The sequence below is a fragment of the Mycobacterium sp. E1747 genome (assembly GCF_001667775.1).
Classification (GTDB): domain Bacteria; phylum Actinomycetota; class Actinomycetes; order Mycobacteriales; family Mycobacteriaceae; genus Mycobacterium.
Genome location: NZ_LZJI01000160.1, coordinates 1 through 26,013, shown reverse-complemented (window position 1 = coordinate 26,013; position 26,013 = coordinate 1). Strand labels below are relative to the sequence as shown.

The window sequence follows — 26,013 nt, the reverse complement described above, 5'->3', positions numbered from 1 at the left end:
CTTGAATCCCCCTCGCAGGCAAGAATGATTCGCGATCTCATCGCCAGCGCCTGAGCGCTACTGGGCCGACGAGCCCACCCCTGCAACTGCTCACGTTCGACATCGGACAACACCACAGACACAGCAACAGGACCCGGCACACACCAAGCCTACTATCCGAAAGCGAATTAACGACTCACGACACTAGATGTACTGCCCAGGCACGTTGGTTGAGGTGTGACGACACGCTGTAGCGGTCGTTGAATGGCGAAGGTCTCCTGTCGTGGAGTGGAGCTGCTACCACTTCACTGCAACGAACAGGAGACCTTCGTGGTCCACGCTAACGCCGTTTTGACTCCCCGGGGCCGGTTGCTGATGGCCCGCCGTGTCGTTGATGAAGGCTGGCCGATCGCGCGGGCTGCCGAGCACTTCCACGTGTCCTGGCCGACCGCCAAACGCTGGGCGGTGCGCTACGCCGCGATGGGCCCAGCTGGAATGGCCGATCAGTCCAGCCGCCCGCATCACAGCCCCAATCGCACGCCCACGGCGGTCGTGCGACGCATTGTCGAATTACGGTGGCGACATCGACTTTCCCCGCTGGCGATTGCCTCGCGGTTGGCGATGCCGGCCTCCACAGTGCATGCAGTCTTAGTTCGTTGCCGACTGAACCGACTGTCACACATCGACATCCGGACTGGCGAAGTGATCCGCCGTTATGAACATGACCGTCCTGGGTCGCTCGTTCACGTTGATGTCAAAAAGCTGGGGAACATCCCCACCGGCGGTGGGTGGCGCTTCGTCGGTCGAGCCCAGGGCCGCAAGAACCGTCAAGCCACCCCGGGAAACCACACGCAGCCGCCACCGCGGCGAACTGCTTGGGCACGCGTTCGTCCACACCGTAATCGCGATGATCACTCGCGAGTGGCCTACGCCGAAATCCACAACGACGAGACCGCTTTAACCGCGGTCGGCGTCTTGCACCGAGCTGTCGCGTGGTTTGCCGCTCGCGGGGTCACCGTCGAACGGGTGCTGTCTGACAACGGCGGCTGCTACATCTCCCGCGCCTGGCGCCAAGCCTGCGCCGACCTGCACATCACCCATCGACGCACCCGAGCGTATCGACCACAAACCAATGGCAAAATCGAGCGATTCCACCGCACTATGGCCAGCGAATGGGCCTTCGCCCGCCACTACCCCAACGAACTCACCCGACGCAGCGCATTACCGGCCTGGCTGCACTCCTACAATCACCACCGGCAACACTCAGCGATCGGCAAGGTCCCACCCATCACACGGTTGACCAACCTCCCTGGGCAGTACACCTAGACGCGCGCGGGCTCCTTCTTCTCCTCCACGGGGCCCAACCGCCAGGGGCCGCCTCCGAGCAATTGCAGCTCTTGTTCGTGGTGCTGCTCGACGGTGGGCCGATGACTGACGCTGACCACCACGCAGTCGGGTAACTCGGTCCGAATCAGTTGGTAGAGCGCGAATTCCAGACCCTCGTCGAGCGCGGAGGTGGCCTCGTCCAGGAAGACCGCCTTCGGTTTGGTCAGCAGGATACGCGCAAAAGCGACCCGCTGTTGTTCGCCGGGGGAAAGCACCTTGGCCCAATCCCGCTCCTCGTCGAGCCGCTCGAGCAGCGGGGCCAGGGCGACTTTGGTGAGTACCTCGTGCAACTCGTCATCGGACACGCCATCCGGCGAGTTCGGGTAGCACACCACGGTGCGTAGGCTGCCCAGCGGCACGTACGGCAACTGCGACAGGAACATCGTCGCGTTCTCGCCGTCGGGACGGCACAGCGTCCCAGACGCGTACGGCCACAATTCGGCCAGGCTGCGCAGCAGCGTGGTCTTGCCGGCGCCCGAGCGCCCGGTGATTACCAGCGAATCACCTTCGGCCAGTTGAACATCGAGCGGATCGATCAGCCGATCACCGGCCGGGGTGCGCACCTCGACGTCACGCAGCTCGACGGCCGTCTCCTCGCTCGGCTTGACCAGCATGGTCGGCAGCGCGCGGCCCTGACTGTTGGCGTCGACCAGGCCGTGCAACCGGATGATGGCCGCCCGGAAGGCCGCGAACGCGTCGTAGTTGTTGCGGAAGAACGACAACGAATCGTGAATGTTGCCAAAGGCCGTCGCGCTCTGGCCGACGTCGCCGAAGTCGATCTGCCCGGCGAACAGCCGCGGCGCCTGAATCACCCACGGCAGCGGGACGATCGCCTGCGACACCGACCAGTTCCAGCCGTTGAAGATGATGGTCCGGCGCACGAACTTGCGGTAGTTGTCGATGATCGGGGTGAACCGCCGCCACAGTTGCGCCCGCTCGACTCGTTCACCACGGTAGAAGCCCACGGCCTCGGCGGCGTCACGCAAGCGCACCAAGGCATAGCGGAAGGCGGCGTTGAGTTTCTCGTTGTTGAAGCTGAGCCAGATCAGCGGATGCCCCAGCCAGATGGCAACGAGCGTGGCGACCAACACGTAGACCAGGACGGTCCAGAACATCGCGCGCGGCAACTCGACGCCGAACACGTTGAGGTTGCCGGACAGGTTCCACAGGATCGCGGCGAAGGAGATGACCGAGGCCACCGCGTTGACGGCCCCGAACAGCAAGGTGCTGCCGGTCCCGTTCGACGGGATGTTCGGGGTGCCGCCCGCGTTCGCGGTGAAGATGTCGATGTCCTGCTGGATGCGCTGATCGGGGTTGTCGATCGTGTGATCGATGAACAGGTCGCGGTAGTAGGCCCGGCCGTCGAGCCAGTCATCGGTGAGATGCGACGTCAGCCACATGCGCCAGGCGATGATGAACCGCTGCGTCAGATAGATGTCGATCATGAACCGGATGACATAGAGGGTGGCCAGCACGCTGAAGATCGCGATCGACATCCAGAACCCGTGAACGCCCGACTGTTTGACCGCGTCGTCATCGGCCGCCACGCCCTGGACCGCCTTCTGCACGGCCGTGTACAGGTCGTTGCCCTGGTAGCTGAGCAACACCATCAACCGCACCGAAAGCAACACCGACAGCAACAGCACGCCGAGCATCACCCAAACCCCGATGCTGCGCGCCCCGACGAAGTACCCGCGCGTGATGCGCCAGAATTGGCGGCCCCACGGGGTGAGGTATCTGAACAGAACCAGCGCGACGAACAGACAGACGGCACTGATCAGCCACGCGATGGCGACCCACCGCAAAGAATCCACGGCCGCTGCCGACCAGTTGATCGAGGGCTTGAACGGCTTCGGGCCCATGGTCGCTGTCTCCTCACGGTCGAGCTGGTGGCTTGACTGGCACTTCAAATCCTCCGGCGAAGGTACCGGACGGATCTGGCTAGGCTGCGGTTATGGGCACCGACGCCATCCCCACACAAACATTGCACGCCGGCCGGCTCATCGCGCGGCGCCTGCGAGCCAGTGGTGTCGACACCCTCTTCACGTTGTCCGGCGGCCATCTGTTCTCGGTCTACGACGGCTGCCGCGAGGAAGGAATTCGGCTGATCGACACCCGCCACGAGCAGACCGCGGCCTTCGCCGCGGAAGGGTGGTCGAAGGTGACGCGGGTGCCCGGCGTCGCCGCGCTCACCGCGGGGCCGGGCGTGACCAACGGGATGAGCGCGATGGCGGCCGCGCAGCAGAACCAGTCGCCGCTCGTCGTGCTCGGTGGCCGGGCACCCGCCGGGCGATGGGGCATGGGGTCGCTGCAGGAGATCGACCACGTGCCGTTCGTGGCGCCGCTGGCCCGCTTCGCCGCGACGGCGCAGTCCGCCGAGGACGCCGGCCGGCTGGTCGACGAGGCGTTGCGGGCGGCGGTCGGCGCCCCGTCGGGCGTCGGTTTCGTCGACTTTCCCATGGACCACGTGTTTTCCATGTCCGAGGATCACGGGCGTCCCGGTGCCCTCACCGACCTGCCCCCAGGGCCCGGCGTCGACGACCTGGACGGCGCCGCCCTCGGTCGCGCCGCCAGCCTGCTGTCGGGGGCCCGGCGGCCGGTCATCATGGCGGGAACCAACGTCTGGTGGGGGCACGGCGAGGCGGCCCTGCTGCGCCTCGCCGAGGAACGCCAGGTGCCGGTGCTGATGAACGGGATGGCCCGCGGGGTGGTGCCCGCCGACCACCCGTTGGCGTTCTCCCGGGTGCGGGGAAAAGCGTTGGGCGAGGCCGATGTTGCGCTGATCGTCGGGGTGCCCATGGATTTCCGGCTGGGCTTCGGCGGGGTGTTCGGGCCGCAGACCCAGCTCATCGTGGTCGATCGCGCCGAACCCGAACGCAACCATCCCCGCCCGGTTGAGGCCGAGCTCTACGGTGACCTGTTGTCCATCCTCGCCGCGTTGGCGCCCGGGAGCGGGACCGACCACCGCGACTGGATCGAGGAACTGCGCACCGCCGAGAACGCCGCGCGAGGAAAGGAAAAGGCCGAATTCGGCGACGAGCGCGTGCCGCTGCATCCCATGCGGGTGTACGCGGAGCTGGCGCCGATGTTGGACCGCGACGCCATCGTCGTCATCGACGCCGGCGACTTCGGGTCCTACGCCGGGCGGGTGATCGACAGCTACCAACCGGGCTGCTGGCTGGACAGCGGCCCGTTCGGCTGCCTCGGCTCGGGCCCGGGTTACGCCCTGGCCGCCAAGCTGGCGCGGCCGGACCGCCAAGTCGTCCTGCTCCAGGGCGACGGCGCCTTCGGGTTCAGCGGCATGGAATGGGACACCCTGGTCCGGCACAACGTGCCCGTGGTCTCGGTGATCGGCAACAACGGGATCTGGGCGCTCGAGAAGCATCCGATGGAGGCGTTGTACGGCTATTCGGTGGTGGCGGAACTGCGGCCGGGCACCCGCTACGACGAGGTGGCGCGCGCCCTGGGCGCGCACGGTGAGCTGGTCTCGGTGCCGGCGGAGCTGCGGCCCGCGCTGGAACGCGCCTTCGCCAGCGGACTGCCCTCGGTGGTCAATGTGCTCACCGATCCCAACGTCGCCTATCCCCGCCGGTCCAACCTCGCCTGACGGGTCGTCGCTGCTCACCGCGTACCGTTGACCTGTGCCAAAGACCACCCGTGCGCAACCCAGCCGCCTGAGCAGCCGATTCTGGCGACTGCTCGGCGCGAGCACCGAAAAGAACCGCAACCGCTCCCTTTCCCAGGTCACCGACTCGTCCGAATACGACGAGGAGGCCGCGGGCCTGACCGACCAGCAGCTGCGGAAGGCCGCCAAGCTGCTCAAGCTCGAGGATCTCGCCGAGTCCGACGACATCCCGCAATTCCTGGCGATCGCCAGGGAGGCCGCCGAACGGGCCACCTCGCTGCGCCCGTTCGACGTCCAGCTCCTCGGCGCGCTGCGCATGCTGGCCGGCGACGTCATCGAAATGGCCACCGGTGAGGGCAAGACGCTCTCCGGGGCGATCGCGGCGGCCGGCTACGCCCTGGCCGGGCGGCACGTGCACGTGGTGACGATCAACGATTACCTCGCGCGCCGCGACGCGGAGTGGATGGGCCCGCTGATCGAGGCGATGGGGTTGACGGTCGGCTGGATCACCGCCGAGTCGACCAGCGAGGAGCGTCGCACCGCCTATGGCTGCGACGTCACCTACGCCTCGGTCAACGAAATCGGTTTCGACGTCCTGCGCGACCAACTCGTGGTCGACGTCGACGACCTGGTGTCGCCCAACCCCGACGTGGCCCTGATCGACGAGGCCGACTCGGTGCTCGTCGACGAGGCCCTGGTGCCGCTGGTGCTGGCCGGCACGACACACCGGGAGACGCCCCGGCTGGAGATCATCAAGCTGGTCGGTGAACTCTCCCCGGAAACCGATTTCGACACCGACTCCGACAGCCGCAACGTCCATCTGACCGATGTCGGGGCGCGCAAAGTGGAGAAGGCGCTCGGCGGCATCGACCTGTACTCCGAGGAGCACGTCGGCACCACCCTGACCGAGGTCAACGTCGCGCTGCACGCGCACGTGCTGCTGCACCGCGACGTGCACTACATCGTCCGCGACGACGCGGTGCACCTGATCAACTCCGCGCGCGGGCGCATCGCGCAATTGCAGCGCTGGCCCGACGGCCTGCAGGCCGCGGTCGAGGCCAAAGAGGGGATCGAGACCACCGAAACCGGCGAGGTGCTCGACACCATCACGGTGCAGGCGCTGATCAATCGCTACGCGACCGTGTGCGGCATGACCGGCACGGCCCTGGCCGCAGGGGAGCAACTGCGCCAGTTCTACAAGCTCGGTGTGTCGCCAATTCCGCCCAACGAGCCCAACATTCGCGAGGACGAGTCCGACCGCGTCTACATCACCGCCGCCGCCAAGAACGACGGGATCGTCGAGCACATCGCCGAGGTGCACGAGACGGGCCAGCCGGTGCTGGTCGGCACCCGCGACGTGGCCGAATCCGAAGAACTGCACGAGCGGCTGCTGCGCCGCGGCGTGCCCGCGGTGGTGCTCAACGCCAAGAACGACGCCGAGGAAGCGGAGGTCATCGCCGAGGCCGGCAAGTACGGGGTGGTCACCGTGTCGACGCAGATGGCCGGGCGCGGCACCGACATCCGCCTCGGCGGGTCCGATGAGGCCGACCACGACCGGGTCGCCGAGCTCGGCGGACTGCACGTGGTGGGCACCGGGCGGCACCATACCGAGCGGCTGGACAACCAGCTGCGCGGGCGCGCCGGACGCCAGGGCGACCCGGGCTCGTCGGTGTTCTTCTCGAGTTGGGAGGACGACGTCGTCGCGGCCAACCTCGACCACAACAAGTTGCCGATGGAGACCGACGAGGACGGCCGGATCGTCAGCCCCAAGGCGGCCGGGCTGCTCGATCACGCCCAGCGGGTCGCCGAGGGCCGGATGCTGGACGTGCACGCGAATACCTGGCGCTACAACCAGCTGATCGCCCAGCAGCGCGCCATCATCGTCGATCGCCGGAACACGTTGCTGCGCACCGCAACCGCGCGCGAGGAGCTCGCCGAACTGGCGCCCAAGCGGTACGAGGAGCTTTCCGAAAACATTCCCGAAGATCGCCTGGAGAAGGTCTGCCGGCAGATCATGCTCTACCACCTCGACCGCGGGTGGGCCGACCACCTGGCGTACCTGGCGGACATTCGCGAAAGCATCCATCTGCGGGCGCTGGGCCGGCAGAACCCGCTGGACGAGTTCCACCGCCTGGCGGTGGACGCGTTCGCGTCGCTGGCAGCGGACGCCATCGAGGCCGCCCAGCAGACGTTCGAGACGGCCAACGTCCTCGAGGAGGAGCAGGGCCTGGATCTGTCCAAGCTGGCCCGGCCGACCTCGACGTGGACCTACATGGTCAACGACAATCCGCTGTCGGACGACACGCTGTCGACGCTCAGCCTGCCCGGGGTGTTCCGCTAAGCCGTTTAACGGACCGCAATATGGCCGCGTTAAGGTCACGGCTTATGGAGCCGGCGCTTCCACCCGACCGGGTGCTGACGGTGCCCAACGCGCTGAGCGCCATTCGCCTGGTGCTCATCGGAGTGTTCGTCTACGCCCTGCTGTTCGCCCACGCCAATGGGTGGGCGGTCGGGATCCTGATGTTCAGCGGCGCGTCCGACTGGGCCGACGGCAAGATCGCCCGGCTGCTCAACCAGTCCTCGCGGCTCGGCGTCCTGCTCGACCCGGCGGTCGACCGCCTGTACATGATCTGCGTGCCCGTCGTGATGGCGCTGAGCGGGATGGTGCCGTGGTGGTTCGTCGGCATCCTGCTGACGCGCGACGGGCTGCTGGCGGCGACGCTGCCGCTGCTGTGGAGCCGCGGCTTGTCCGCGCTGCCGGTGACCTACATCGGCAAGGCCGCCACGTTCGCGTTGATGTCGGGCTTCCCGCTGGTGCTGCTGGGCACGTGGGACGCCCTGTGGAGCCGGGTGGTCGGGGCCTGCGGCTGGGCCTTCCTGATCTGGGGCATGTATGGCTATTTGTGGGCGTTCGCGCTGTACGTGGTGCAGATGACGCTGGTCATCCGCCGGATGCCCCGGCTCAAGCATGGCGCGCAGCCGCCCGGCTCGCGCAAGGCGGTCGATCGTGGCTGACCCGGACCGCCTGCTGGGCGGCTACGACCCCAACGCCGGCCGCAGCGCGCACGTGGCGTCGCCGCCGGAGCTGATCCCGGTGCCGTCTCTGCTGCGCGCCCTGCTTTCCGAGCATCTCGATCCCGGCTACGCCGCGGCCGCGGAGAAGCGTCGCGAGGCCGCCGCGCCAGGGGGCGCGCGCGAACGCGCCTTCGGCTGGCTCTGGCAGGCGTTGGCGGCGCTGCTGATCGCCACCGTCTTCGCCGCCGCCGTCGCGCAGGCGCGCTCGGTCGCCCCCGGTGTGCGCTCCGCGCAGCAGCTGTTGCTGGGCAATGTGCGTTCGACGGAGGGCACCGCCACCCAACTCGCCCAGCGGCGCAGCGAGCTGTCCACTCGAGTCGACGACGTGCAGCGGCGCGCACTGGCCGACGACGCCGAAGGGCAGCGGCTGTTGGCTCGTCTCGATGAGCTCGGCCTGTCGGCGGCGAGCCGGCCCGTCATCGGTCCCGGCCTGAAGGTGACCGTGACCGATCCCGGTGCCGGCCCGAACCTTTCCGACGTCTCCAAGCAGCGGGTGAGCGGCAGCAGGCAGATCATTCTGGACCGGGATCTGCAGCTGGTCGTCAACTCGCTGTGGGCGAGCGGGGCCGAGGCGATCTCGGTCGGTGGCGTCCGCGTCGGTCCCAACGTGACCATTCGGCAAGCCGGGGGGGCGATCCTGGTCGACAACAATCCCACCAGCAGCCCGTACACGATTCTCGCGGTGGGCCCGCCCCGCGCAATGCGGGACGTCTTCGATCAGAGTTCCGGCCGGCAGCGCCTCAAGCTCCTCGAGGTCTCCTACGGTGTCGTCGTCACGGTGGACGCCGCCGACGGGCTGACGCTTCCCGCCGGATCGATCCGGGATACCAGGTTCGCCAAACAGATTGGGCCACAGTGAGAAAAGCCCTCGGCAGACATCTCCGCAGCTCACGAAACGGAAACCGAGCATGATCGGCATCGCGGCGCTGGCGATCGGCATCGTGCTCGGCCTGGTGTTCCACCCGGCGGTGCCCGAGGTTGTCCAGCCGTACCTGCCCATCGCGGTGGTGGCGGCGCTCGACGCCGTGTTCGGCGGGCTACGTGCCTACCTGGAGCGGATCTTCGACCCGAAGGTCTTCGTGATCTCGTTCGTGTTCAACGTCTTCGTAGCCGCGTTGATCGTCTACGTGGGAGACCAATTAGGCGTGGGCACGCAGCTGTCCACGGCGATCATCGTGGTGCTGGGCATCCGCATCTTCGGCAATGCCGCCGCGCTGCGCCGCCGGCTGTTCGGGGCGTGACGGGGACGCGACGATGGGGAGCGAAGCGAGGAAAGGGAGCGGCGCCATGGCCGAGGTGTGGCCGGCGTGAGCGAGGAACCGCCGGGCGGCGCGGCCGAAAGCGGTGCAGCGGAAAGCCGCGCACCGCACGGCCGGCACGAACTACCGTCCAAGCGCCCACGTCCGGAGATCGGTCCGGTGCACCGCACCGGGCTGTCGGGCATGGTTCGCGGCGGCCGTTCCCGGGTCGCGTTCGGCACGTTGGCGGCGCTGTTGTGTCTGCTGCTCGGCATCGCCATCGTCACGCAGGTCCGGCAGAACGAGTCCGGTGATTCGCTGGAAACGGCGCGTCCCGCAGACCTGTTGGTGCTTTTGGATTCGTTGCGGCAGCGCGAGGCCACCCTCAACGCCGAAGTGAACGAACTGCAGAACACGCTGAATTCGCTGCAGGCATCGGGCAACAACGACCAGGCAGCCATCCAGGCCGCGCAGGCCAGGCTGGCCGCCTTGTCCATCCTGGTCGGCGCGGTGGGCGCCACCGGGCCGGGCGTCACGGTCACCATCGACGACCCCGGGCCGGGTGTCTCGCCGGAGGTGATGCTCGACGTGATCAACGAATTGCGGGCCGCCGGCGCCGAGGCGATCGAGATCAACGATGCACACCAGTCCGTGCGCGTGGGTGTCGATACCTGGGCGGTGGGCATGCCCGGTTCGCTGACCATCGACACTCAAACGCTCTCGCCGCCGTATTCGATTCTGGCCATTGGTGATCCGCCCACCCTGGCCGCCGCGATGAACATTCCGGGCGGCGCCGAGGACAGCATCAAGCGCGTCGGTGCGCGGATGTCCGTGCGGCAGGCCGACCGAGTGGACGTGACCACCTTGCGACAACCAAAACCGCACCAATACGCTCAGCCGGTCAAGTGAGCACATCCGCGACAGAACAGGATTACTCGTGAGCGATATCCCGCCCGAACTGCACTACACAACCGAACACGAATGGGTTCGCCGAAGCGGTGACGACGTCGTTCGGGTCGGGATCACCGACTTCGCGCAGTCGGCGCTGGGCGATGTCGTCTTCGTTCAGCTGCCTGATGTCGGCGCCGCGCTGACCGCGGGTGAATCCTTCGGCGAGGTCGAATCGACGAAGTCGGTGTCGGATCTGTACGCGCCGGTTTCGGGCACGGTGTCCGCGGTCAACGCCGATCTGGAAGGTAGCCCGCAGCTGGTCAACTCCGACCCGTATGGGGCCGGGTGGCTGCTGGATGTCCAGGTGTCCGACGTCGCAGCGCTGGAGTCGGCCATCTCGTCGCTGCTTGACGCCGAGGCCTACCGCGGAACACTGACCGAATGACGATTGCTAATCTGCCTGCCAGCCCCGGGCGGCGACGCGAGCGGCGCGGAAGGCCGGCGGGGGAAGGCGCGCAATCGGTCCGCCCGATCGTCGGGTGGGGGCACATTGCAGACCTATGCGCGGTACCGTCGACAGATCGACACTTGAAGGCAGCAGTCTTAGTAATCGGCAGTACCGGGCGAGTAAACCCAGTGAGCAGCCGGCCGAGCGGCCCGGTCAAACAACGCCACAGCGGCCAGTGAGGAGCAGCGCGTGACGGACATGGACAACGACCAGACCTCTGACGAAGTCACGGTGGAGACGACTTCGGTCTTCCGCGCCGACTTCCTCAACGAACTGGATGCGCCCGCGCAGGCGGGCACCGAGAGCGCGGTTTCCGGGGTGGAGGGCCTTCCCGCCGGCTCGGCGTTGCTGGTCGTCAAACGCGGACCGAATGCCGGCTCGCGATTCCTACTCGACCAGCCCGTCACGTCGGCCGGTCGGCATCCCGACAGCGACATCTTCCTCGACGACGTCACCGTTAGTCGCCGCCACGCCGAATTCAGGTTGGAAAACAACGAATTCAACGTGGTGGATGTCGGTAGCCTCAATGGCACCTACGTCAACCGGGAGCCCGTCGACTCGGCGGTGCTCGCCAACGGCGACGAGGTGCAGATCGGCAAGTTCCGCTTGGTGTTTCTGACCGGGCCCAAGCAGGGTGAGGACGGAGGATCCGGAGGCTAGTGAGCGCACCCGATAGCCCGGCACTGGCCGGGATGTCGATTGGGGCGGTCCTGGAACTGTTGAGGCCGGACTTTCCCGATGTCACGATCTCCAAGATTCGCTTCCTGGAGGCCGAAGGACTGGTGACGCCGCAGCGCGCCGCGTCGGGCTATCGGAGATTCAACGCGTACGACTGCGCTCGGCTGCGGTTCATCCTCACCGCGCAGCGCGATCATTACCTACCGCTCAAGGTCATCCGGGCGCAGTTGGATGCGCAGCCCGACGGGGAGTTGCCGCCCTTCGGGTCGCCCTACGCCGCCCCACGACTGGTGTCGGTGGCAGGAGTCGGCGAGACCGGTCCCGAGCCGGGCGCCGGATCCGATGCGGCCGCCGTGGCGCCGTCGAGCATCCGGTTGAGCCGGGAAGACCTGCTGGAGCGTTCGGGGGTGGGCGAGGACCTGTTGACGGCGCTGCTCAAGGCGGGGGTGATTACCACCGGCCCGGGCGGCTTCTTCGACGAACACGCCGTCGTCATCCTGCAGTGCGCGCGGGCGCTGTCGGAATACGGCGTCGAGCCGCGGCACCTGCGGGCGTTCCGCTCGGCGGCGGACCGGCAATCAGACCTCATCGCCCAAATCGCCGGGCCGATAGGAAAAGCCGGTACGACCGGAGCCCGGGACCGCGCCGACGACCTAGCGCGCGAGGTGGCGGCCCTTGCTATCACTTTGCACACGTCGCTGATCAAATCCGCCGTACGCGACGTTCTGCATCGCTGAGGACTAGACTCCGTCGATAGCTTGGTTTTCAGCGGCACAGCGGAAAATTCGGCGTCGCCGTTGCGCCAGGAACCGACACGGCAGCATATGCGGAGGGCAGACACAAATGGGTGAAGTTCGTGTTGTCGGCATTCGCGTGGAGCAGCCGCAGAACCAGCCGGTCCTGTTACTGCGCGAAACCGACGGCGACCGATACCTGCCGATCTGGATTGGCCAATCGGAGGCTGCCGCCATCGCGCTCGAGCAGCAGGGCGTCGAGCCACCGCGCCCGCTGACGCACGATTTGATCAGGGATGTCATTGCCGCGCTTGGCCATTCGCTGAAGGAGGTCCGGATCGTCGACCTCCAAGAGGGCACCTTCTACGCCGACCTGGTCTTCGACCGCAACATCACGGTGTCGGCGCGGCCCTCGGATTCGGTGGCGATCGCGCTGCGCGTCGGCGTCCCGATCTACGTCGAGGAGGCCGTGCTGGCCCAGGCCGGCCTGCTCATCCCCGACGAGACCGACGAAGAGGGCGGCACCGCCGTCCGCGAGGACGAGGTGGAGAAGTTCAAGGAGTTCCTCGACAGCGTCTCGCCCGACGATTTCAAGGCCACCTGAAGCCCTTTTCCGGCCCCTTCCTGCGGCTTCGCGAACCCTGTCGACCGGGTCTACCCTGGACACCGACATCACGGATCCATCTCACTTACCACCGGGATGTCGACACGCCTGGCGGATAGCGCCCCCACTTTGCCCGGCGCCAGCCATACTTTGATCACGACTTAAGGGCCCGGTAGCTGTCGAAGCGCGTAAGCTCTCTAGCACTCGGGCCTGAGCAAACGTGGCTGCGACGCAGCCAGTACGCAGCTGGAAACGAAAGCGCGATCGGCGAGAGGAAGCACCGTGAGCGAGCAGCCACGCCAAGAACAGCTGGATCTAGCTGAACACGCGACCGCCGCGCCGGAAGCGCCCGTACAACCCGGGCTGTTTCCCGACGACTCCGTGCCGGACGAGCTGGTCGGCTACCGCGGCCCGAGCGCCTGCCAGATCGCGGGAATCACCTACCGGCAGCTGGACTACTGGGCGCGCACCTCGCTGGTGGTGCCGTCGATCCGCAGCGCGGCGGGCTCGGGCAGCCAGCGGCTCTACTCGTTCAAAGACATCCTGGTGCTCAAGATCGTCAAGCGGCTCCTGGACACGGGAATCTCCCTGCACAACATCAGGGTTGCGGTCGACCACCTGCGCCAGCGCGGCGTGCAGGACCTGGCCAATATCACGTTGTTCTCCGACGGCACCACGGTTTACGAGTGCACGTCGGCCGAGGAGGTCGTCGACCTGCTGCAGGGCGGCCAGGGCGTGTTCGGCATCGCGGTGTCGGGCGCCATGCGGGAGCTCACCGGCGTGATCGCCGACTTCCCCGGTGAGCGGGCCGACGGGGGCGAGTCGATCGCCGCCCCGGAAGACGAGCTCGCCTCGCGCCGCAAGCACCGCGACCGCAAGATCGGTTGAGCGCACCCGCGCCACCGGGCCGGGTAAACTGGACGCTGCATCGCACTCGTGCGGGAGAGTTTCGTGACGGCCAGTCACGGACGCCGAAGGAGCAACACCTCTCCGCTAACCTCTCAGGCACCCGGGACCGTGCGGGTTAACGATGCCTCTGGAAAGCGGTGCCGGCCTTAGCGGTCGACACCCGCCGATGGGGAAAGGCGCGAGGGCAGTGCCCGGCGCCGAATCTCTCAGGCGCCCGGCGAACGGGTGAAGACAGAGGGAGAGGGCCGCTAGTCCTCTGCCTTTGTCGATGCCACCACCAGGAGTTCGCCAGTGCCCGACCAATCAACGTTCGCAGCCCGGCACATCGGCCCGGACGGCCAAGCCGTCGCGACGATGCTGTCCGTCATCGGTGTCGATTCACTGGACGAGCTGGCCGCCAAGGCCGTGCCCGCGGGCATCCTCGACAAGCTGACCGCCGCCGGCGCGGCGCCGGGGCTGGATGAGTTGCCGCCGGCCGTCACCGAGGCCGAGGCGCTGGCCGAGCTGCGGGCGCTGGCCGAGGCGAACACGGTCGCCGTCTCGATGATCGGGCAGGGCTATTACGACACGCTCACCCCGCCGGTGCTGCTGCGCAACGTGTTGGAGAACCCGGCCTGGTACACGGCCTATACCCCCTACCAGCCGGAGATCAGCCAGGGCCGGCTGGAGGCGCTGCTGAACTTCCAGACGATGGTGGCCGATCTGACCGGGCTGGAAGTCGCCAACGCCTCGATGCTCGACGAAGGCACCGCCGCCGCCGAGGCCATGACGCTGATGCACCGCGCGACCCGCGGCAGCTCGAACCGGCTGGCCGTGGACGCCGACTTGTTCGCCCAGACGGCGGCCGTCCTGGCGACGCGGGCTCAGCCGTTGGGCATCGAGATCGTCACCGCCGACCTGACCCATGGGCTTCCCGACGGCGACTTCTTCGGTGTGATCACCCAGCAGCCGGGCGCCAGCGGCCGGATCACCGACTGGGCGGCCCTGGTGGAACAGGCCCACGACCGCAGCGCGCTGATCGCGATCGGCGCCGACCTGCTGGCATGCACGCTCATCACCCCGCCCGGCGACATCGGCGCCGACGTCGCGTTCGGAACGACCCAACGATTCGGCGTGCCAATGGGATTCGGCGGCCCACACGCCGGATACCTGTCGGTGCACGGCAAGCACGCCCGCCAGCTGCCCGGCCGGCTGGTCGGGGTGTCGCTGGACGCCGACGGGTCCCCGGCCTACCGGCTGGCGCTGCAGACGCGTGAACAACACATCCGCCGCGACAAGGCGACCAGCAACATCTGCACCGCACAGGTGCTGCTCGCCGTGATGGCCGCCATGTACGCCAGCTACCACGGCGCCGACGGGCTGACCGCGATTGCCCGCCGCGTGCACGGCCACGCCGAGGCCATCGCCGCCGCGCTGGGCTCGTCGTCCCACGCGGCGCTGGTGCACAAGCAGTTCTTCGACACCGTGCTGGCGCGGGTTCCGGGCCGCGCCGACGAGGTCGTGGCCGCGGCCAAGGCGAACGGCATCAACCTCTGGCGCGTCGATGCCGATCACGTCTCCGTGGCCTGCGACGAAGCCACCACGGACGCCCACGTGACCGCGGTGCTGCAAGCCTTCGGCGTGCCGGCCACCGAGCCCGTCGGCAGTGAGATCGCGACCCGCACCTCGGAGTTCCTGACCCATCCCGCGTTCACCCAGTACCGCACCGAAACGGCGATGATGCGCTACCTGCGCACGCTGGCGGACAAAGATATCGCGTTGGACCGCAGCATGATTCCGCTCGGCTCATGCACGATGAAGCTCAACGCCGCCGCCGAGATGGAGCCGATCACCTGGCCGGAATTCGCCCGCCAGCACCCGTTCGCGCCGGCGTCGGACACCCGCGGGCTGCGCCGGCTCATCAGCGACCTGGAGACCTGGCTGGTGCACATCACCGGCTACGACGCGGTATCCCTGCAGCCCAACGCCGGCTCGCAGGGCGAATACGCCGGCCTGCTGGCCATCCATGACTACCACGCCAGCCGCGGCGAACCTCAGCGCAACATCTGCCTGATCCCGTCCAGCGCGCACGGCACCAACGCGGCGTCGGCAGCGTTGGCCGGCATGCGGGTGGTGGTGGTCGCCTGCCACGACAACGGCGACGTCGACCTCGACGACCTGCGCGCCAAGGTCAGCCAGCACGGCGCGGAGTTGTCGACGCTGATGATCACCTATCCGTCCACCCACGGCGTCTACGAGCACGACATCGCCGACATCTGCGCGGCCGTCCACGACGCCGGCGGTCAGGTCTACGTGGACGGGGCCAACCTCAACGCGCTGGTCGGCCTGGCCCGGCCGGGGAAGTTCGGCGGCGACGTCAGCCACCTGAACCTGCACAAGACGTTCTGCATCCCGCACGGGGGCGGCGGGCCGGGGGTGGGACCGGTCGCGGTCCGATCACACCTGGCCCCGTTCCTGCCCGGACACCCGCATGCTCCCGAGTTGCCCCAGGGGCATCCGGTGTCCTCGGCGCCCTACGGGTCCGCCTCGATCCTGCCGATCAGTTGGGCCTACATCAGGATGATGGGCGGCGGAGCTGCCAGCGGCCTGCGGGCCGCGTCGCTGACCGCCATCGCCTCGGCCAACTACATCGCCCGGCGCCTCGACGAGTACTTCCCGGTGCTCTACACCGGGGAGAACGGGATGGTTGCCCACGAATGCATCCTGGACCTGCGCGGCATCACCAAGGCGACCGGCGTGACCGTCGACGATGTCGCAAAGCGCTTGGCGGACTATGGCTTTCACGCGCCGACGATGAGCTTCCCGGTGGCCGGCACGCTGATGGTGGAGCCCACCGAAAGCGAAACCCTGACCGAGGTCGACGCCTTCTGTGAAGCCATGATCGCCATCCGACGCGAGATCGACCGGGTCGGCGCGGGGGAGTGGCCCGTGGACGACAACCCGCTGCGCGGCGCGCCGCACACCGCCGAATGCCTGCTGGTCTCCGATTGGGAGCACCCGTACACGCGGGAAGAGGCCGCCTATCCGCTGGGCAAGACCTTCCGGCCGAAGGTGTGGCCGCCGGTGCGGCGCATCGACGGCGCCTACGGCGACCGCAACCTGGTCTGCTCCTGCCCGCCGGTGGAGGCCTTCGCGTAAGTTCGGCCGGTCACCCGAAACGCTCGACGATCGCCGCCGCGATCTGATCCGGCGCGTCCTCCTGGATGAAGTGCTTGGCGTCGGGCAGTTCCACCACGACGTGGTCGGGAAAGGTCCCCCGCATCCGCGGGAGGCTCGGCCCGGGCCGGAACGCAAAGTCCTTCATGCCCCAGACGAACAGGGCGGGTTTGGCGCCCAGCTTCGCCGGCACGTCGCGGGCGAGGCGGGCCAGCAGGGGTTCTGCGGCCAAGATCTGCTTGGGCATCTCGGCGACGCCCCTGCGCGCGTCGGGGCTGGGCTGCACGCCCCGGTAGTGCTCCATCACCGCGTCGCTCGGGCGGTGCTGGGTGCCGGCGGGAATGAGGCGCTCGACGAAGAAGTTGCGCTGCAGGATCGCGTACTGCAGCGGCGGGCTGGACATCACCCGGCTGAACATCTTCGTCGTGAACACGTCGGCCGGCCAGAACCAGGTGTTGCCCAGGATGACGCCGCCCACCCGCTCGGCCCGCTCCACCGCGACCGCCATGCTGATCGGACCGCCCCAGTCCTGACCCATCGTGAGGTAGCTGTCCAACTCCAGGTTGTCGACGAACTCGCCGAGCACCCCGGCGTGCTCCTCGATGGTGTACCCGAACCCCGCGGGCCGGTCCGATAGCCCGAACCCCAGGTAATCCGGCGCGATGCAGCGGAACCGGTCACGCAGCGCGAGAACGATGTTGCGATACAGGAAGCTCCAGGTCGGGTTGCCATGCCACAGCACGAGCGGGGGCCCGGCGCCTTCGTCGATGTAGTGCAGCCGCCCCCGCGAACTGTCGAACCAACGCGACCGGAACGGGTAGAGCCTCGGGTCCGGGGTGAAATCCATGCTCATGGCGCTCCTCTCGGTGGCGCCCCTGATGCTAGGCCCCGAGGGTGACAACCTGCGGGCCGCGCGGCGACGCTCAGTAGCGGCCGAAGGCCAGGGCGACGTTGTGCCCGCCGAACCCGAACGAGTTGTTGATGGCGTACCGGTAGTTGCCGCGCCGGGGATTGCCCGACACCACGTCCAGATCGATTTCGGGGTCCAGGTTTTCCAGGTTCAGCGTGGGCGGAACGATCTGATCGCGCAATGCCAGCACGGTCAGGATCGACTCCACCGCGCCCACCGCGCCGACGGAATGGCCCAGCGCGGACTTCGGCGCGTACACCGCGGGCTTGTTGTTGCCCAACGCGTTGTTGATGGCCTTGCCCTCGGCCAGGTCACCGATCTGCGTCCCGGTGGCATGGGCGTTGACGTGGTCGATGTCGTCAGGCGTGAGACCCGCGAGCTGGATGGCGCGCGTCATCGCCTGGCCGGCGCGGCTCCCGCTGGGGTCGGGCGCCACCATGTGGTAGCCGTCGGAGGTCACCCCGGCCCCCATCAGCCGCGCCAGAATGCGGGCCCCGCGCGCCTTGGCGTGCTCCTCGGTTTCCAGGACCATCAGCGCGCCCGCCTCGCCGAACACGAAACCGTCGCGGTCCTTGTCGAAGGGGCGACACGCGCCGGCCGGGTTCGCGTTGTTCGTCGACATCACGATCCGCATGTTCGCGAAGGCGGCGATAGGCACCGCCTCGATCCTGGTCTCGACGCCACCGCAGATCGCGACGTCGGCCTCGCCGAACACCATCGCCTGCCAGGCCCGGGCGATGGCCTCCGACCCCGACGCGCACGCCGACACCGGCGTCATCACGCCGGCCCTGGCGTGCCGTTCCAGGCCGACCGCCTGCGCGGCGGCGTCGGGCATGGACTTGCTGACCGAAAGCGGCGAGACCGCCTTCACGCCGCGGGCGCGGAGGTTGTCCAGGCTGAACACCAGCTCCTCGCCGGAACCGAACCCGGTCCCGATCGACACCAACAGGCGGTTCGGGTCGACGTCGGGTGAGCCGGCATGGTCCCACGCCCGCCGGTTGACGATCGCCGCCATTCTCGCCAGGTAGCCCGTCCTGCGCAGCTCGGCGGGGTTGAGCTCGCTGTCGAATTCCTCCAGCAGGTGCCCGCCGATGCGGACCGGCAGGTCGAACTCCTCCACGAACGGGTCGTCGAGCTCGCGGATGCCGCTCTGGCAGTCGAGGAGCAACTTCCAGGTGGTCTCCGCGTCGGTGGCCAATGCGGTGGTCATGGCGATCCCCGTGACCACCACATTTGGAAGCGCTTGTCCAGTAATCAGTTTCGTCATTGCTGTCGTGGATCATCCTTTCGCGGCGCCGCCCCGGCCGCGCATACATTGGGGCACCCTCCGGATTCCACTGGAAGGCGCTCAACCGAATGCCTTCGCAACGCTCCCCATAGCGTCGGCCGTGGAATCAACCTCAAAGCGTAGCGGCAACTTCCGGTCCGGACCGGGAAGACCCCGCCGCGACGTTCGCGTGCGTGCCCCGCATGCGTCCTCAGCTCAGGAAGGCGTTGAGTGCCGCGGCGAGGTCCGGGGACGCGGAGGTGGCCAGGTTCTGGTAGCCGCCGCCGCTGAGCTGGGCGACCGCCTCCCACGTCGCGCGGTCCGGGTCGCCGCCGAAGTCGATGACGTTCACCGCGATCGGTTTGGCCGGGTCCGCACTCTTGCGGATGAAGTCCTGCAGCCCGGGCCCGTCCAGGGTTTGGTCGGTGTGTGGGCCAGCGGTGATGACCAAGATCGAATTGGTCTGCCCGGCGTGGTAGTTGGCCTGCAGCTCTTGGTAGATCATCCGCAGCGTGGTGAACGACACCGCCCCGCCGGCCGACGAGTATTGCTTGTCCAGCGCGCCTACCAGCGCCGCCGAGCGCGGCTGGCCACCGGTGGGATTGACCGGGTCACCCAGCGGCCCGCCGGGCACCTCCGAGCGGCCCTCGTGCCCGTCAAACGTCCACAGACCCACCACCGACGTGGGCGGCAGCGCCCTGATCTTGTCCTGAAGTGCGGCGATCACGTTCGCCAACCGGGTCTTCCCGCCCTCCTGGCCGGGCATCGACTGGTCGAGCATGATGGTCGCGGCCAACCCGCTCGACGGGGTGGCCATCGCCTCGGCCAGCGTCGCGCGCATCGCGTCGTCACCCACCGAGAGCGCCGCGGGCAGCGCCGGGAACGTGGTGACCGGGCTGCTCGGCGGCGTGACCCCGTTGACTCGGAAACCGGCCTTGGCCAGCTTGGTGAGTTGCTCGGGCTTGTGCATGTAGCGGGCGAACTCGCTGGCGGCCGCGGTCTGGTCCTGGGTCAGCCACGGGCCGCTGAGCAGGACGGTGGGATAGTCGGCGACGGGTACCGGGCCGGACGGCAGCCAGGAGCCCAACGTGCCCTTGGCGTTTTGCAGCGACTGGCCGCGCTGGAACAGCTGCTGCTCGGTGGTGATGACCGCGTGCACCGGTGCGGCCGCCGCGTCTCCGGGCTTCAGCAGGGTGTTCATCGCCTCGGTCAGCGAATTGTCGGCCAGCTTGGGCTGTCCGGTCAGCACCGCGCGCACCGCGCCGGTGCCCTGGGTCGCCGGCGCGCCGGGAGGGGCCGACGCGGCCGCTATCGCTTCCCCGGCGAGGAACGCCGCGTCACCGTTGCCGTTCATCGGCACGGCCAGTCGCAGCGAGCCCCAGGCCGGCAGGTTCACGCCGGCCAATCCGTTCGGGTTGGTCTGCAGCCCGGGCAGCGCCGCCCAGTTCTGGTTGCCCAGCGCTGACGCCAGTTCGGGCCGGGCGGCAAGCACCACCGGGGACGTCACCAGCGAGCGACTGTCGGTGATCGTCTTCTGCGCCGTGGCCCCGGCGAGCCGCGCGGCGGAGACCGAGCTGCCGGGAACCCACAACGCCGGCTGCCCGCCCAGCTCGGCGGGCCACTTGCCGATGAAGCCGTTCAGGACCGCGTCCGAGCCGGCCGGTTTGACGCTGACTTCCACGCAGTGGTCCCCGATCGGGCCGGCGGAGGAGTTGTAGCTCTGCGCGAACTGCTGCACGGAATCGGCGATCGACGGGTCGGCGATGACGGCGACCGTCTCCTTGCCGCCGGCGCAGCGTCCGGCGGCCTTGTGCGAACGGTTGGACAACGCGTCGCCGAAGAAGCTCCACAGGATCACGGTGCCCACCACGACGATGACGGCGACCAGGGCCACGATCACGCCGATGCTGACGCCGCGGCGCCCGCCCTCGCTGCGGTGGCCGCCCCGCCAATTGCCGAGTCCGCGGTGCCCGCCGCGGAACAGCGACGGCGACGCGGCCGGCGGCTCCGAGGCGGGCAGGCCCGGCTGCCGCGGCGGGAAGTCCGGGTACTCGTCGGCGGTGTCACCCGGGAATGCGTCCTCATAGGGCTCTTCACCGGCGGAGAAATCGTCGTCGGCCGGCTGGTGGTCCCAGTCGGAGTAGTCCTCGCCGACGGCGTCGCGGTGCCGCTCGTCCGGATCGCCGCTTTCGTGCGGTTGGTCGACGGAGTCCTCAGGGTCGGGCAAACTGTGCCTACCCATAGCGGTGTCCGTCGCCTTTCCGTCGATCGATCGTTGTCAACCCGCCGCTGATCTTAGTCACCAGCGGCGTCGATGGGTGCCGAGGCCGATTAAGGCACCGGCTCAATTTGATTGCGCCGCGCGGGCCTTGGCTTCGCGCCGACGGCGATGCAGGATCGGCTCGGTGTAGCCGTTGGGCTGCTGGGTTCCCGTCAGGATCAGGTCCTGAGCGGCCAGGAAGGCCAGGCTGTCGTCGAAGTCGGGCGCCATCGGCTTGTAGGCCGCGTCCTTGGCGTTCTGCTCGTCGACCAGCGGCGCCATCCGCTCCAGGCTGGCTCGCACGTCCTCCTCGGTGATGACACCGTGGCGCAGCCAGTTGGCCAAAAGCTGGCTCGAAATGCGCAGCGTCGCACGGTCTTCCATCAGGGCGACGTCGTGGATGTCGGGCACCTTCGAGCAGCCGACGCCCTGGGCGACCCAGCGCACCACGTAGCCGAGGATGGACTGGCAGTTGTTGTCGACCTCCTCGCGGATCTCCTCGGGGGCCCAGGCCAGTTCCTTGGCCAGCGGGATGGTCAGCAATTCCTCGATGGTGGTGCGCTTCTGGCCCGCCAGCTCCTCCTGCACGGCGCCCACGTCGACGTAGTGGTAGTGCATCGCGTGCAGGGTGGCCGCCGTCGGGGAGGGCACCCACGCGGTGGTCGCGCCCGCCTTGGGTTGGCCGATCTTCTGCTCGACCATGTCGGCCATCAGCTCGGTCATGGCCCACATGCCCTTGCCGATCTGCGCCTTGCCCTTGAAGCCGGCGGCGAGCCCGATGTCGACGTTGGCGTCCTCGTAGGCCTTGATCCACGTGGTGCTCTTCATCGCACCCTTGCGGATCATCGGGCCGGCCTCCATCGAGGTGTGGATCTCGTCGCCGGTGCGGTCCAGGAAGCCGGTGTTGATGAACACCACCCGGTCGGCCGCGGCCTTGATGCACGCCTTGAGGTTGACGGTGGTGCGCCGCTCCTCGTCCATGATGCCGACCTTCAGGGTGGCCTGCGGCAGACCGAGGACGTCCTCGACGCGGCTGAACAGCTCGCAGGTGAAGGCAACCTCGTCGGGGCCGTGCATCTTGGGCTTGACGATGTAGATCGACCCGGTGCGGCTGTTGGCCAGCGGGCCGTTCGCGTCGCCCGTCTTGAGCCCGTGGATCGCGGTCAGACCGGTGAAGAGCGCGTCCATGATGCCCTCGAACACCTCTACTTCTTCGTCGCCTTCGCTCCTCACGATCGCATCGTTGGTCATCAGGTGACCCACGTTGCGGACGAAGAGCAGGCTGCGGCCGGGCAGGGTCAGCTGGCCCGTACCGTCGGGCGTGGTGTAGGTGCGGTCGGCGTTGAGGACGCGGGTGAAGCTCTTGCCGTCCTTGGCGACCTCTTCGGATAGGTCGCCCTTGTTCAGCCCGAGCCAGTTGCGGTAGCCCAGCACCTTGTCGTCGGCGTCGACGGCGGCCACCGAGTCCTCGAAGTCCATGATCGTGGTGACGGCCGATTCCAGGACCACGTCCTTGATGCCGGCGCGGTCGGTCTTGCCGATCGGCGATTCCGGGTCGATCAGGATCTCGATGTGCAGGCCGTGGTTGACCAGGAGCACCGACCAGTCGGGGGAGCCGAGTTGCCCGGTGTAGCCGGCGAACTTCTCCGGGCTGGCCAGACCGACGGACCGGTCGCCGGTCGCGATCTTGAGCTGGCCGTCTTCGACCGACAGCCCGGTCGCGTCGGCCCAGGCGCCGGATTCCAGCGGCACCGCTTGGTCGAGGAAGTTACGGGCGTAGGCGATGACCTTGTCGCCGCGGACCTTGTTGTAGCTGGTGCCCTTCTCGGCGCCGTCATCCTCGGGGATGACGTCGGTGCCATAGAGGGCGTCGTACAGCGAGCCCCAGCGCGCGTTAGCGGCGTTCAGCGCGAAGCGGGCGTTGAGCACGGGCACCACCAGCTGCGGACCCGCGGTCGTGGTGATTTCGTCGTCGACGCCGGAGGTCGTGATCGTGAAATCGTCGGGTTCGGGCAGCAGGTAACCGATTTCGGTGATGAACTGGCGGTACGCATCGACATCGAACGGCTCGATCACGCGCTGCCGGTGCCACTTGTCGATCTGGGCCTGCAGCTCGTCGCGGCGGTTCAGCAAGTCCCGGTTCTTGGGCGTCAGGTCGGCGACGACTTTGTCGACCCCCGCCCAGAAGCTGTCGGGGTCGATGTCGGTGCCGGGCAGGGCCTCGTTGTTCACGAAGTCGTAGAGCACTCGGGCGACGCGCAGGTTCCCCGCCGACACGCGATCAGTCATGTTTCTCCTCCATAATGAAGCCTCACCAAGCGCCATTGGCTCGGAGCGGCAATGTCTTCAGCGTACCGAGCAGCAGCCCGGTGAGCGTATCCGCCCGACGCGCCACACCAGGTCAGGCCGCGCTGACAGCTCCAAACCATGCCGCTGCGGCGAGCAGGGGATCGATTCACAGCAACGCGTCAGCGTGCCTGAGATCCTGCGCCCGGCAGCATTTTCTTGACTGGCAGCCTTTGGAAATCATACGGGCTCGCCGTGGCCCTCTTCGGCGACCCAGTATCCCTACGCGTCGCGGATGGTGCCGACGAGGTCTTCGACCAGGTCTTCCATCGCCACCATCGCGACCACGTCGCCGCCCGCGCCGGTCACCAGCGCCAGATGGCTGTTGCTGCGGCGCATCCGCGACAACGCGTCGGCCAACGGCAGCGATTTGGGGAGCCGCGGAAGGGGACGCACCATCGCCAGGTCGATCACGGTCCCCGGGTCGTCGCCGAGGGTCAGCATGTCCTTGATGTGCAGGTAGCCGATGAAGTCGCCGTTGACGTTCGTCACGGGGAACCGCGAGTAGCCGGTCTGGGCCAGGGCCCGTTCGACGGCGCCGACCGTCGGGCCGGAGCCCGGCGCCGCCACCGGCACCGCATGCACATCGGCGAGGGGGACCGCCACGTCGCCGACCACGCGGGTGCCGATCTGCAAGGCCCGGGTCAGCCGGGTGTGTTCCTCCCGATCCAGCAGGCCCTCGGATTCCGACTCGGCGATCATCTCGCTCAACTCGACGGGGGAGACCGTGAGTTCGAGCTCTTCCTTGGGCTCCACCCCCAGCGCCCGCACCACCACGCTGGCGCATTTGTTGTAGAACGTGATGAACGGCCGAACCGCCCGCACGTAGGCCAGGTAGGCCGGCACCAGCAGCATCGCCGTGCGCTCGGGGCCGGCCAGCGCGATGTTCTTGGGCACCATCTCGCCCAGCAGCACGTGCAGCGTCACCACGATCGCCAGCGCGATCGCGAACGACAGCGTGTGCAGCAGCGGCGGGGGGATGCTGGTCAACCCCAACGCCGAGCGCAGCAGGCTGGAGACCGCCGACTCGCCGATCCGCCCCAGCAGCAGCGAGGCGGCGGTGACGCCCAGCTGGGCGCCGGCCAGCATCGCCGGCAACTGTTCGCCGGCGCGGATCACCGTGACCGCGCGCGCCTTACCCTGCTCGGCCAGCGCTTCCAGCCGGTCGCGCCGAGCCGAGATCAACGAGAATTCCGCGCCGACGAAGAAGGCGTTGACGCCGATCAACAGGATCGCCAGGAACACGCCCATGGGATCGCTCATTCCTGACCTCCCGAGGCCAGGGTGTCACCGTCACCCTGCAGCTCGTTGAGCTCCAGCAGGTCGATCCGGCGCCCCTCCATCCGGATGACGGTCGCCTGCCAGCGCAGCGAGGTGTCCAACAGCCCGTCGGCGTCCAGGGCCGGCAGCCTCACGGTTTCGCCCGCCACCGGGATGTGGCCGAGTTCGCGCAGCGCCAGCCCGCCGATGGTCTCGTAGGGCCCTTCGGGAGCCCGGAAGCCCGTGGCGGTGGCCACCTCGTCGATGCGCAGCAGGCCCGAGACCCGCCAGCCCGTACCGGCGGCGACGACATCCGGCGTGGCGTCGTCGTGTTCGTCGCGGACGTCGCCGACGATCTCTTCGATCAGGTCCTCGACGGTCACCATGCCCGCGGTGCCGCCGTATTCGTCGACGACCATCGCGGTCTGCAGGTTGTTCGCGCGGATCTCGGCCATGACGGCGTCGCCGTCCAGCGTCGAGGGCACCACCGGGACGGGCTGGGCCACCGTGGTCAGCGTCGTGCGCGCCCGGTCGGCCGCCGGGATGGCCAGCACTTGCTTGACATGCACGATGCCGATGGTCTCGTCGAGGTCGCCGTCGACGATCGGGAAGCGGGAGAACCCGGACTCGGCCGCCGCGGTCACCAGATCAGCGACCGTGTCGTCGGTCTGCAACGCGACGATCTTGGATCGGGGCGTCATCAGTTCCTCGGCGGTCAGGGCGCCGAACTGCAGCGAGCGCCGCACCAGCGACGCCGTCGCCGGGTCCAGGGAGCCGCTGCGCGCCGAGGAACGCACTAGCGATAGCAGTTCCTGCGGCGAGCGGGCCGACCGCAGCTCTTCGGCCGGCTCGATGCCCAGTTGGCGCACGATCCAGTTCGCCGCGCCGTTGGTGAGCCGGATCGCCGGGGTGAACAGGAGTGAGAACAGCAGCTGAACGGCCACCACGGCGCGCGCGGTGGACAACGGCCGCGCCACGGCAAGGTATTTGGGAACCAGCTCGCCGAACACCATCGACACCGAGGTGACGATGACCAACGCCACGAACGCCATGATCGCGTCGGCCACCCGGTCGGGTATTCCGATCGCGTCGAACCACGGGTGCGGCAGGTCGGCGAGCATCGGATCGGTCAGGTATCCCGCCGCCAATGTGGTTGCCGAGATGCCCAATTGAGCGCCGGATAGCTG

At 68.1% G+C, this 26,013-nt stretch carries 20 protein-coding genes and 1 riboswitch; of the genes, 13 read left to right on the top strand and 7 right to left on the bottom strand.

Annotated features, from left to right (window positions below; genetic code table 11):
- Nucleotides 1-309 precede the first annotated feature (309 nt).
- On the top strand, nucleotides 310-1,305 hold the full coding sequence (locus tag A5695_RS15470; RefSeq protein ID WP_231974853.1) for an IS481 family transposase: 996 nt from the start codon (nucleotides 310-312) through the stop codon (nucleotides 1,303-1,305).
- Here the strand turns inward: A5695_RS15470 and A5695_RS15465 are convergent.
- The gene (locus tag A5695_RS15465) at nucleotides 1,302-3,227 is read right to left on the bottom strand and encodes an ABC transporter ATP-binding protein/permease (RefSeq protein ID WP_068083540.1); all 1,926 of its coding nucleotides are present in this window, start codon (nucleotides 3,225-3,227) and stop codon (nucleotides 1,302-1,304) included. The two genes, A5695_RS15470 and A5695_RS15465, sit on opposite strands and share 4 nt — an antisense overlap.
- Nucleotides 3,228-3,319: 92 nt before the next feature.
- On the opposite strand from A5695_RS15465, the gene A5695_RS15460 reads away from it, so the two are divergent.
- From A5695_RS15460 to gcvP, 12 genes are all read left to right on the top strand, one after another.
- Nucleotides 3,320-4,972, top strand: a complete 1,653-nt coding sequence (locus A5695_RS15460; RefSeq protein ID WP_068083537.1) for an acetolactate synthase — start codon at nucleotides 3,320-3,322, stop codon at nucleotides 4,970-4,972.
- A gap of 34 nt (nucleotides 4,973-5,006) precedes the next feature.
- Nucleotides 5,007-7,331, top strand: coding sequence for an accessory Sec system translocase SecA2 (secA2, locus tag A5695_RS15455; protein ID WP_068083534.1), 2,325 nt, complete (start codon nucleotides 5,007-5,009; stop codon nucleotides 7,329-7,331).
- Between the two features lie 44 nt (nucleotides 7,332-7,375).
- On the top strand, nucleotides 7,376-8,005 hold the full coding sequence (locus tag A5695_RS15450; protein ID WP_068083531.1) for a CDP-alcohol phosphatidyltransferase family protein: 630 nt from the start codon (nucleotides 7,376-7,378) through the stop codon (nucleotides 8,003-8,005).
- Nucleotides 7,998-8,924 carry a DUF881 domain-containing protein gene (locus tag A5695_RS15445; RefSeq protein ID WP_068083527.1) on the top strand — a complete coding sequence of 309 codons (927 nt, stop codon included), beginning with the start codon at nucleotides 7,998-8,000 and terminating at the stop codon, nucleotides 8,922-8,924. Before A5695_RS15450 ends, A5695_RS15445 begins: the two co-directional genes overlap by 8 nt.
- 49 nt (nucleotides 8,925-8,973) lie before the next feature.
- Nucleotides 8,974-9,306 (top strand): small basic family protein, encoded by a 333-nt coding sequence (locus A5695_RS15440; protein ID WP_007170008.1) that lies wholly within the window; start codon nucleotides 8,974-8,976, stop codon nucleotides 9,304-9,306.
- Nucleotides 9,307-9,372: 66 nt separating this feature from the next.
- Nucleotides 9,373-10,212 (top strand): DUF881 domain-containing protein, encoded by an 840-nt coding sequence (locus A5695_RS15435; protein ID WP_068083549.1) that lies wholly within the window; start codon nucleotides 9,373-9,375, stop codon nucleotides 10,210-10,212.
- Nucleotides 10,213-10,240: 28 nt separating this feature from the next.
- Nucleotides 10,241-10,639: a glycine cleavage system protein GcvH gene (gcvH, locus tag A5695_RS15430; protein ID WP_068083525.1), complete on the top strand. Its 399-nt coding sequence runs from the start codon at nucleotides 10,241-10,243 to the stop codon at nucleotides 10,637-10,639.
- Nucleotides 10,640-10,900: 261 nt separating this feature from the next.
- Entirely contained in the window at nucleotides 10,901-11,362 is a 462-nt protein-coding gene (gene garA / locus A5695_RS15425) for a glycogen accumulation regulator GarA (RefSeq protein ID WP_369830194.1), read from the top strand.
- Nucleotides 11,362-12,117 (top strand): MerR family transcriptional regulator, encoded by a 756-nt coding sequence (locus tag A5695_RS15420; RefSeq protein WP_068083518.1) that lies wholly within the window; start codon nucleotides 11,362-11,364, stop codon nucleotides 12,115-12,117. The genes garA and A5695_RS15420 overlap by 1 nt, the downstream gene beginning before the upstream one ends.
- Before the next feature lie 106 nt (nucleotides 12,118-12,223).
- Nucleotides 12,224-12,718: a bifunctional nuclease family protein gene (locus A5695_RS15415; protein WP_046184273.1), complete on the top strand. Its 495-nt coding sequence runs from the start codon at nucleotides 12,224-12,226 to the stop codon at nucleotides 12,716-12,718.
- A gap of 282 nt (nucleotides 12,719-13,000) precedes the next feature.
- Nucleotides 13,001-13,606, top strand: a complete 606-nt coding sequence (locus tag A5695_RS15410) for a MerR family transcriptional regulator (protein ID WP_067272542.1) — start codon at nucleotides 13,001-13,003, stop codon at nucleotides 13,604-13,606.
- A 41-nt stretch (nucleotides 13,607-13,647) separates the two neighbouring features.
- Nucleotides 13,648-13,746, top strand: a riboswitch (glycine riboswitch).
- A 172-nt stretch (nucleotides 13,747-13,918) separates the two neighbouring features.
- Entirely contained in the window at nucleotides 13,919-16,765 is a 2,847-nt protein-coding gene (gene gcvP / locus A5695_RS15405) for an aminomethyl-transferring glycine dehydrogenase (protein WP_068083514.1), read from the top strand.
- Between the two features lie 10 nt (nucleotides 16,766-16,775).
- Here the strand turns inward: gcvP and A5695_RS15400 are convergent, their stop codons facing one another.
- The 6 genes from A5695_RS15400 to A5695_RS15375 all read right to left on the bottom strand — a co-directional run.
- A complete protein-coding gene (locus tag A5695_RS15400) occupies nucleotides 16,776-17,636 on the bottom strand; it encodes a haloalkane dehalogenase (RefSeq protein ID WP_068083511.1) in 861 nt (286 codons plus the stop codon).
- A 70-nt stretch (nucleotides 17,637-17,706) separates the two neighbouring features.
- The gene (gene kasB / locus A5695_RS15395) at nucleotides 17,707-18,960 is read right to left on the bottom strand and encodes a 3-oxoacyl-ACP synthase KasB (RefSeq protein ID WP_068083508.1); all 1,254 of its coding nucleotides are present in this window, start codon (nucleotides 18,958-18,960) and stop codon (nucleotides 17,707-17,709) included.
- Between the two features lie 211 nt (nucleotides 18,961-19,171).
- Nucleotides 19,172-21,202, bottom strand: a complete 2,031-nt coding sequence (locus A5695_RS15390; RefSeq protein ID WP_068083505.1) for a substrate-binding domain-containing protein — start codon at nucleotides 21,200-21,202, stop codon at nucleotides 19,172-19,174.
- Nucleotides 21,203-21,304: 102 nt separating this feature from the next.
- Nucleotides 21,305-23,509: a malate synthase G gene (locus A5695_RS15385; RefSeq protein ID WP_068083502.1), complete on the bottom strand. Its 2,205-nt coding sequence runs from the start codon at nucleotides 23,507-23,509 to the stop codon at nucleotides 21,305-21,307.
- A gap of 279 nt (nucleotides 23,510-23,788) precedes the next feature.
- Entirely contained in the window at nucleotides 23,789-24,829 is a 1,041-nt protein-coding gene (locus A5695_RS15380; protein ID WP_068083498.1) for a hemolysin family protein, read from the bottom strand.
- Nucleotides 24,826-26,013, bottom strand: a 1,188-nt coding sequence (locus A5695_RS15375) for a hemolysin family protein (RefSeq protein WP_082946121.1), incomplete at its 5' end; no start/stop codon positions are given. The genes A5695_RS15380 and A5695_RS15375, both read right to left, overlap by 4 nt.

Excerpts from the sequence above, each read along its gene's own strand:
- A5695_RS15465 (WP_068083540.1), bottom strand. The coding sequence starts at position 3,227 with ATGGGCCCGAAGCCGTTCAAGCCCTCGATCAACTGGTCGGCAGCGGCC.
- A5695_RS15460 (WP_068083537.1), top strand. The coding sequence starts at position 3,320 with ATGGGCACCGACGCCATCCCCACACAAACATTGCACGCCGGCCGGCTC.
- A5695_RS15450 (WP_068083531.1), top strand. The coding sequence starts at position 7,376 with ATGGAGCCGGCGCTTCCACCCGACCGGGTGCTGACGGTGCCCAACGCG.
- A5695_RS15440 (WP_007170008.1), top strand. The coding sequence starts at position 8,974 with ATGATCGGCATCGCGGCGCTGGCGATCGGCATCGTGCTCGGCCTGGTG.
- garA (WP_369830194.1), top strand. The coding sequence starts at position 10,901 with ATGGACAACGACCAGACCTCTGACGAAGTCACGGTGGAGACGACTTCG.
- A5695_RS15415 (WP_046184273.1), top strand. The coding sequence starts at position 12,224 with ATGGGTGAAGTTCGTGTTGTCGGCATTCGCGTGGAGCAGCCGCAGAAC.
- A5695_RS15400 (WP_068083511.1), bottom strand. The coding sequence starts at position 17,636 with ATGAGCATGGATTTCACCCCGGACCCGAGGCTCTACCCGTTCCGGTCG.
- kasB (WP_068083508.1), bottom strand. The coding sequence starts at position 18,960 with ATGACGAAACTGATTACTGGACAAGCGCTTCCAAATGTGGTGGTCACG.
- A5695_RS15390 (WP_068083505.1), bottom strand. The coding sequence starts at position 21,202 with ATGGGTAGGCACAGTTTGCCCGACCCTGAGGACTCCGTCGACCAACCG.
- A5695_RS15385 (WP_068083502.1), bottom strand. The coding sequence starts at position 23,509 with ATGACTGATCGCGTGTCGGCGGGGAACCTGCGCGTCGCCCGAGTGCTC.
- A5695_RS15380 (WP_068083498.1), bottom strand. The coding sequence starts at position 24,829 with ATGAGCGATCCCATGGGCGTGTTCCTGGCGATCCTGTTGATCGGCGTC.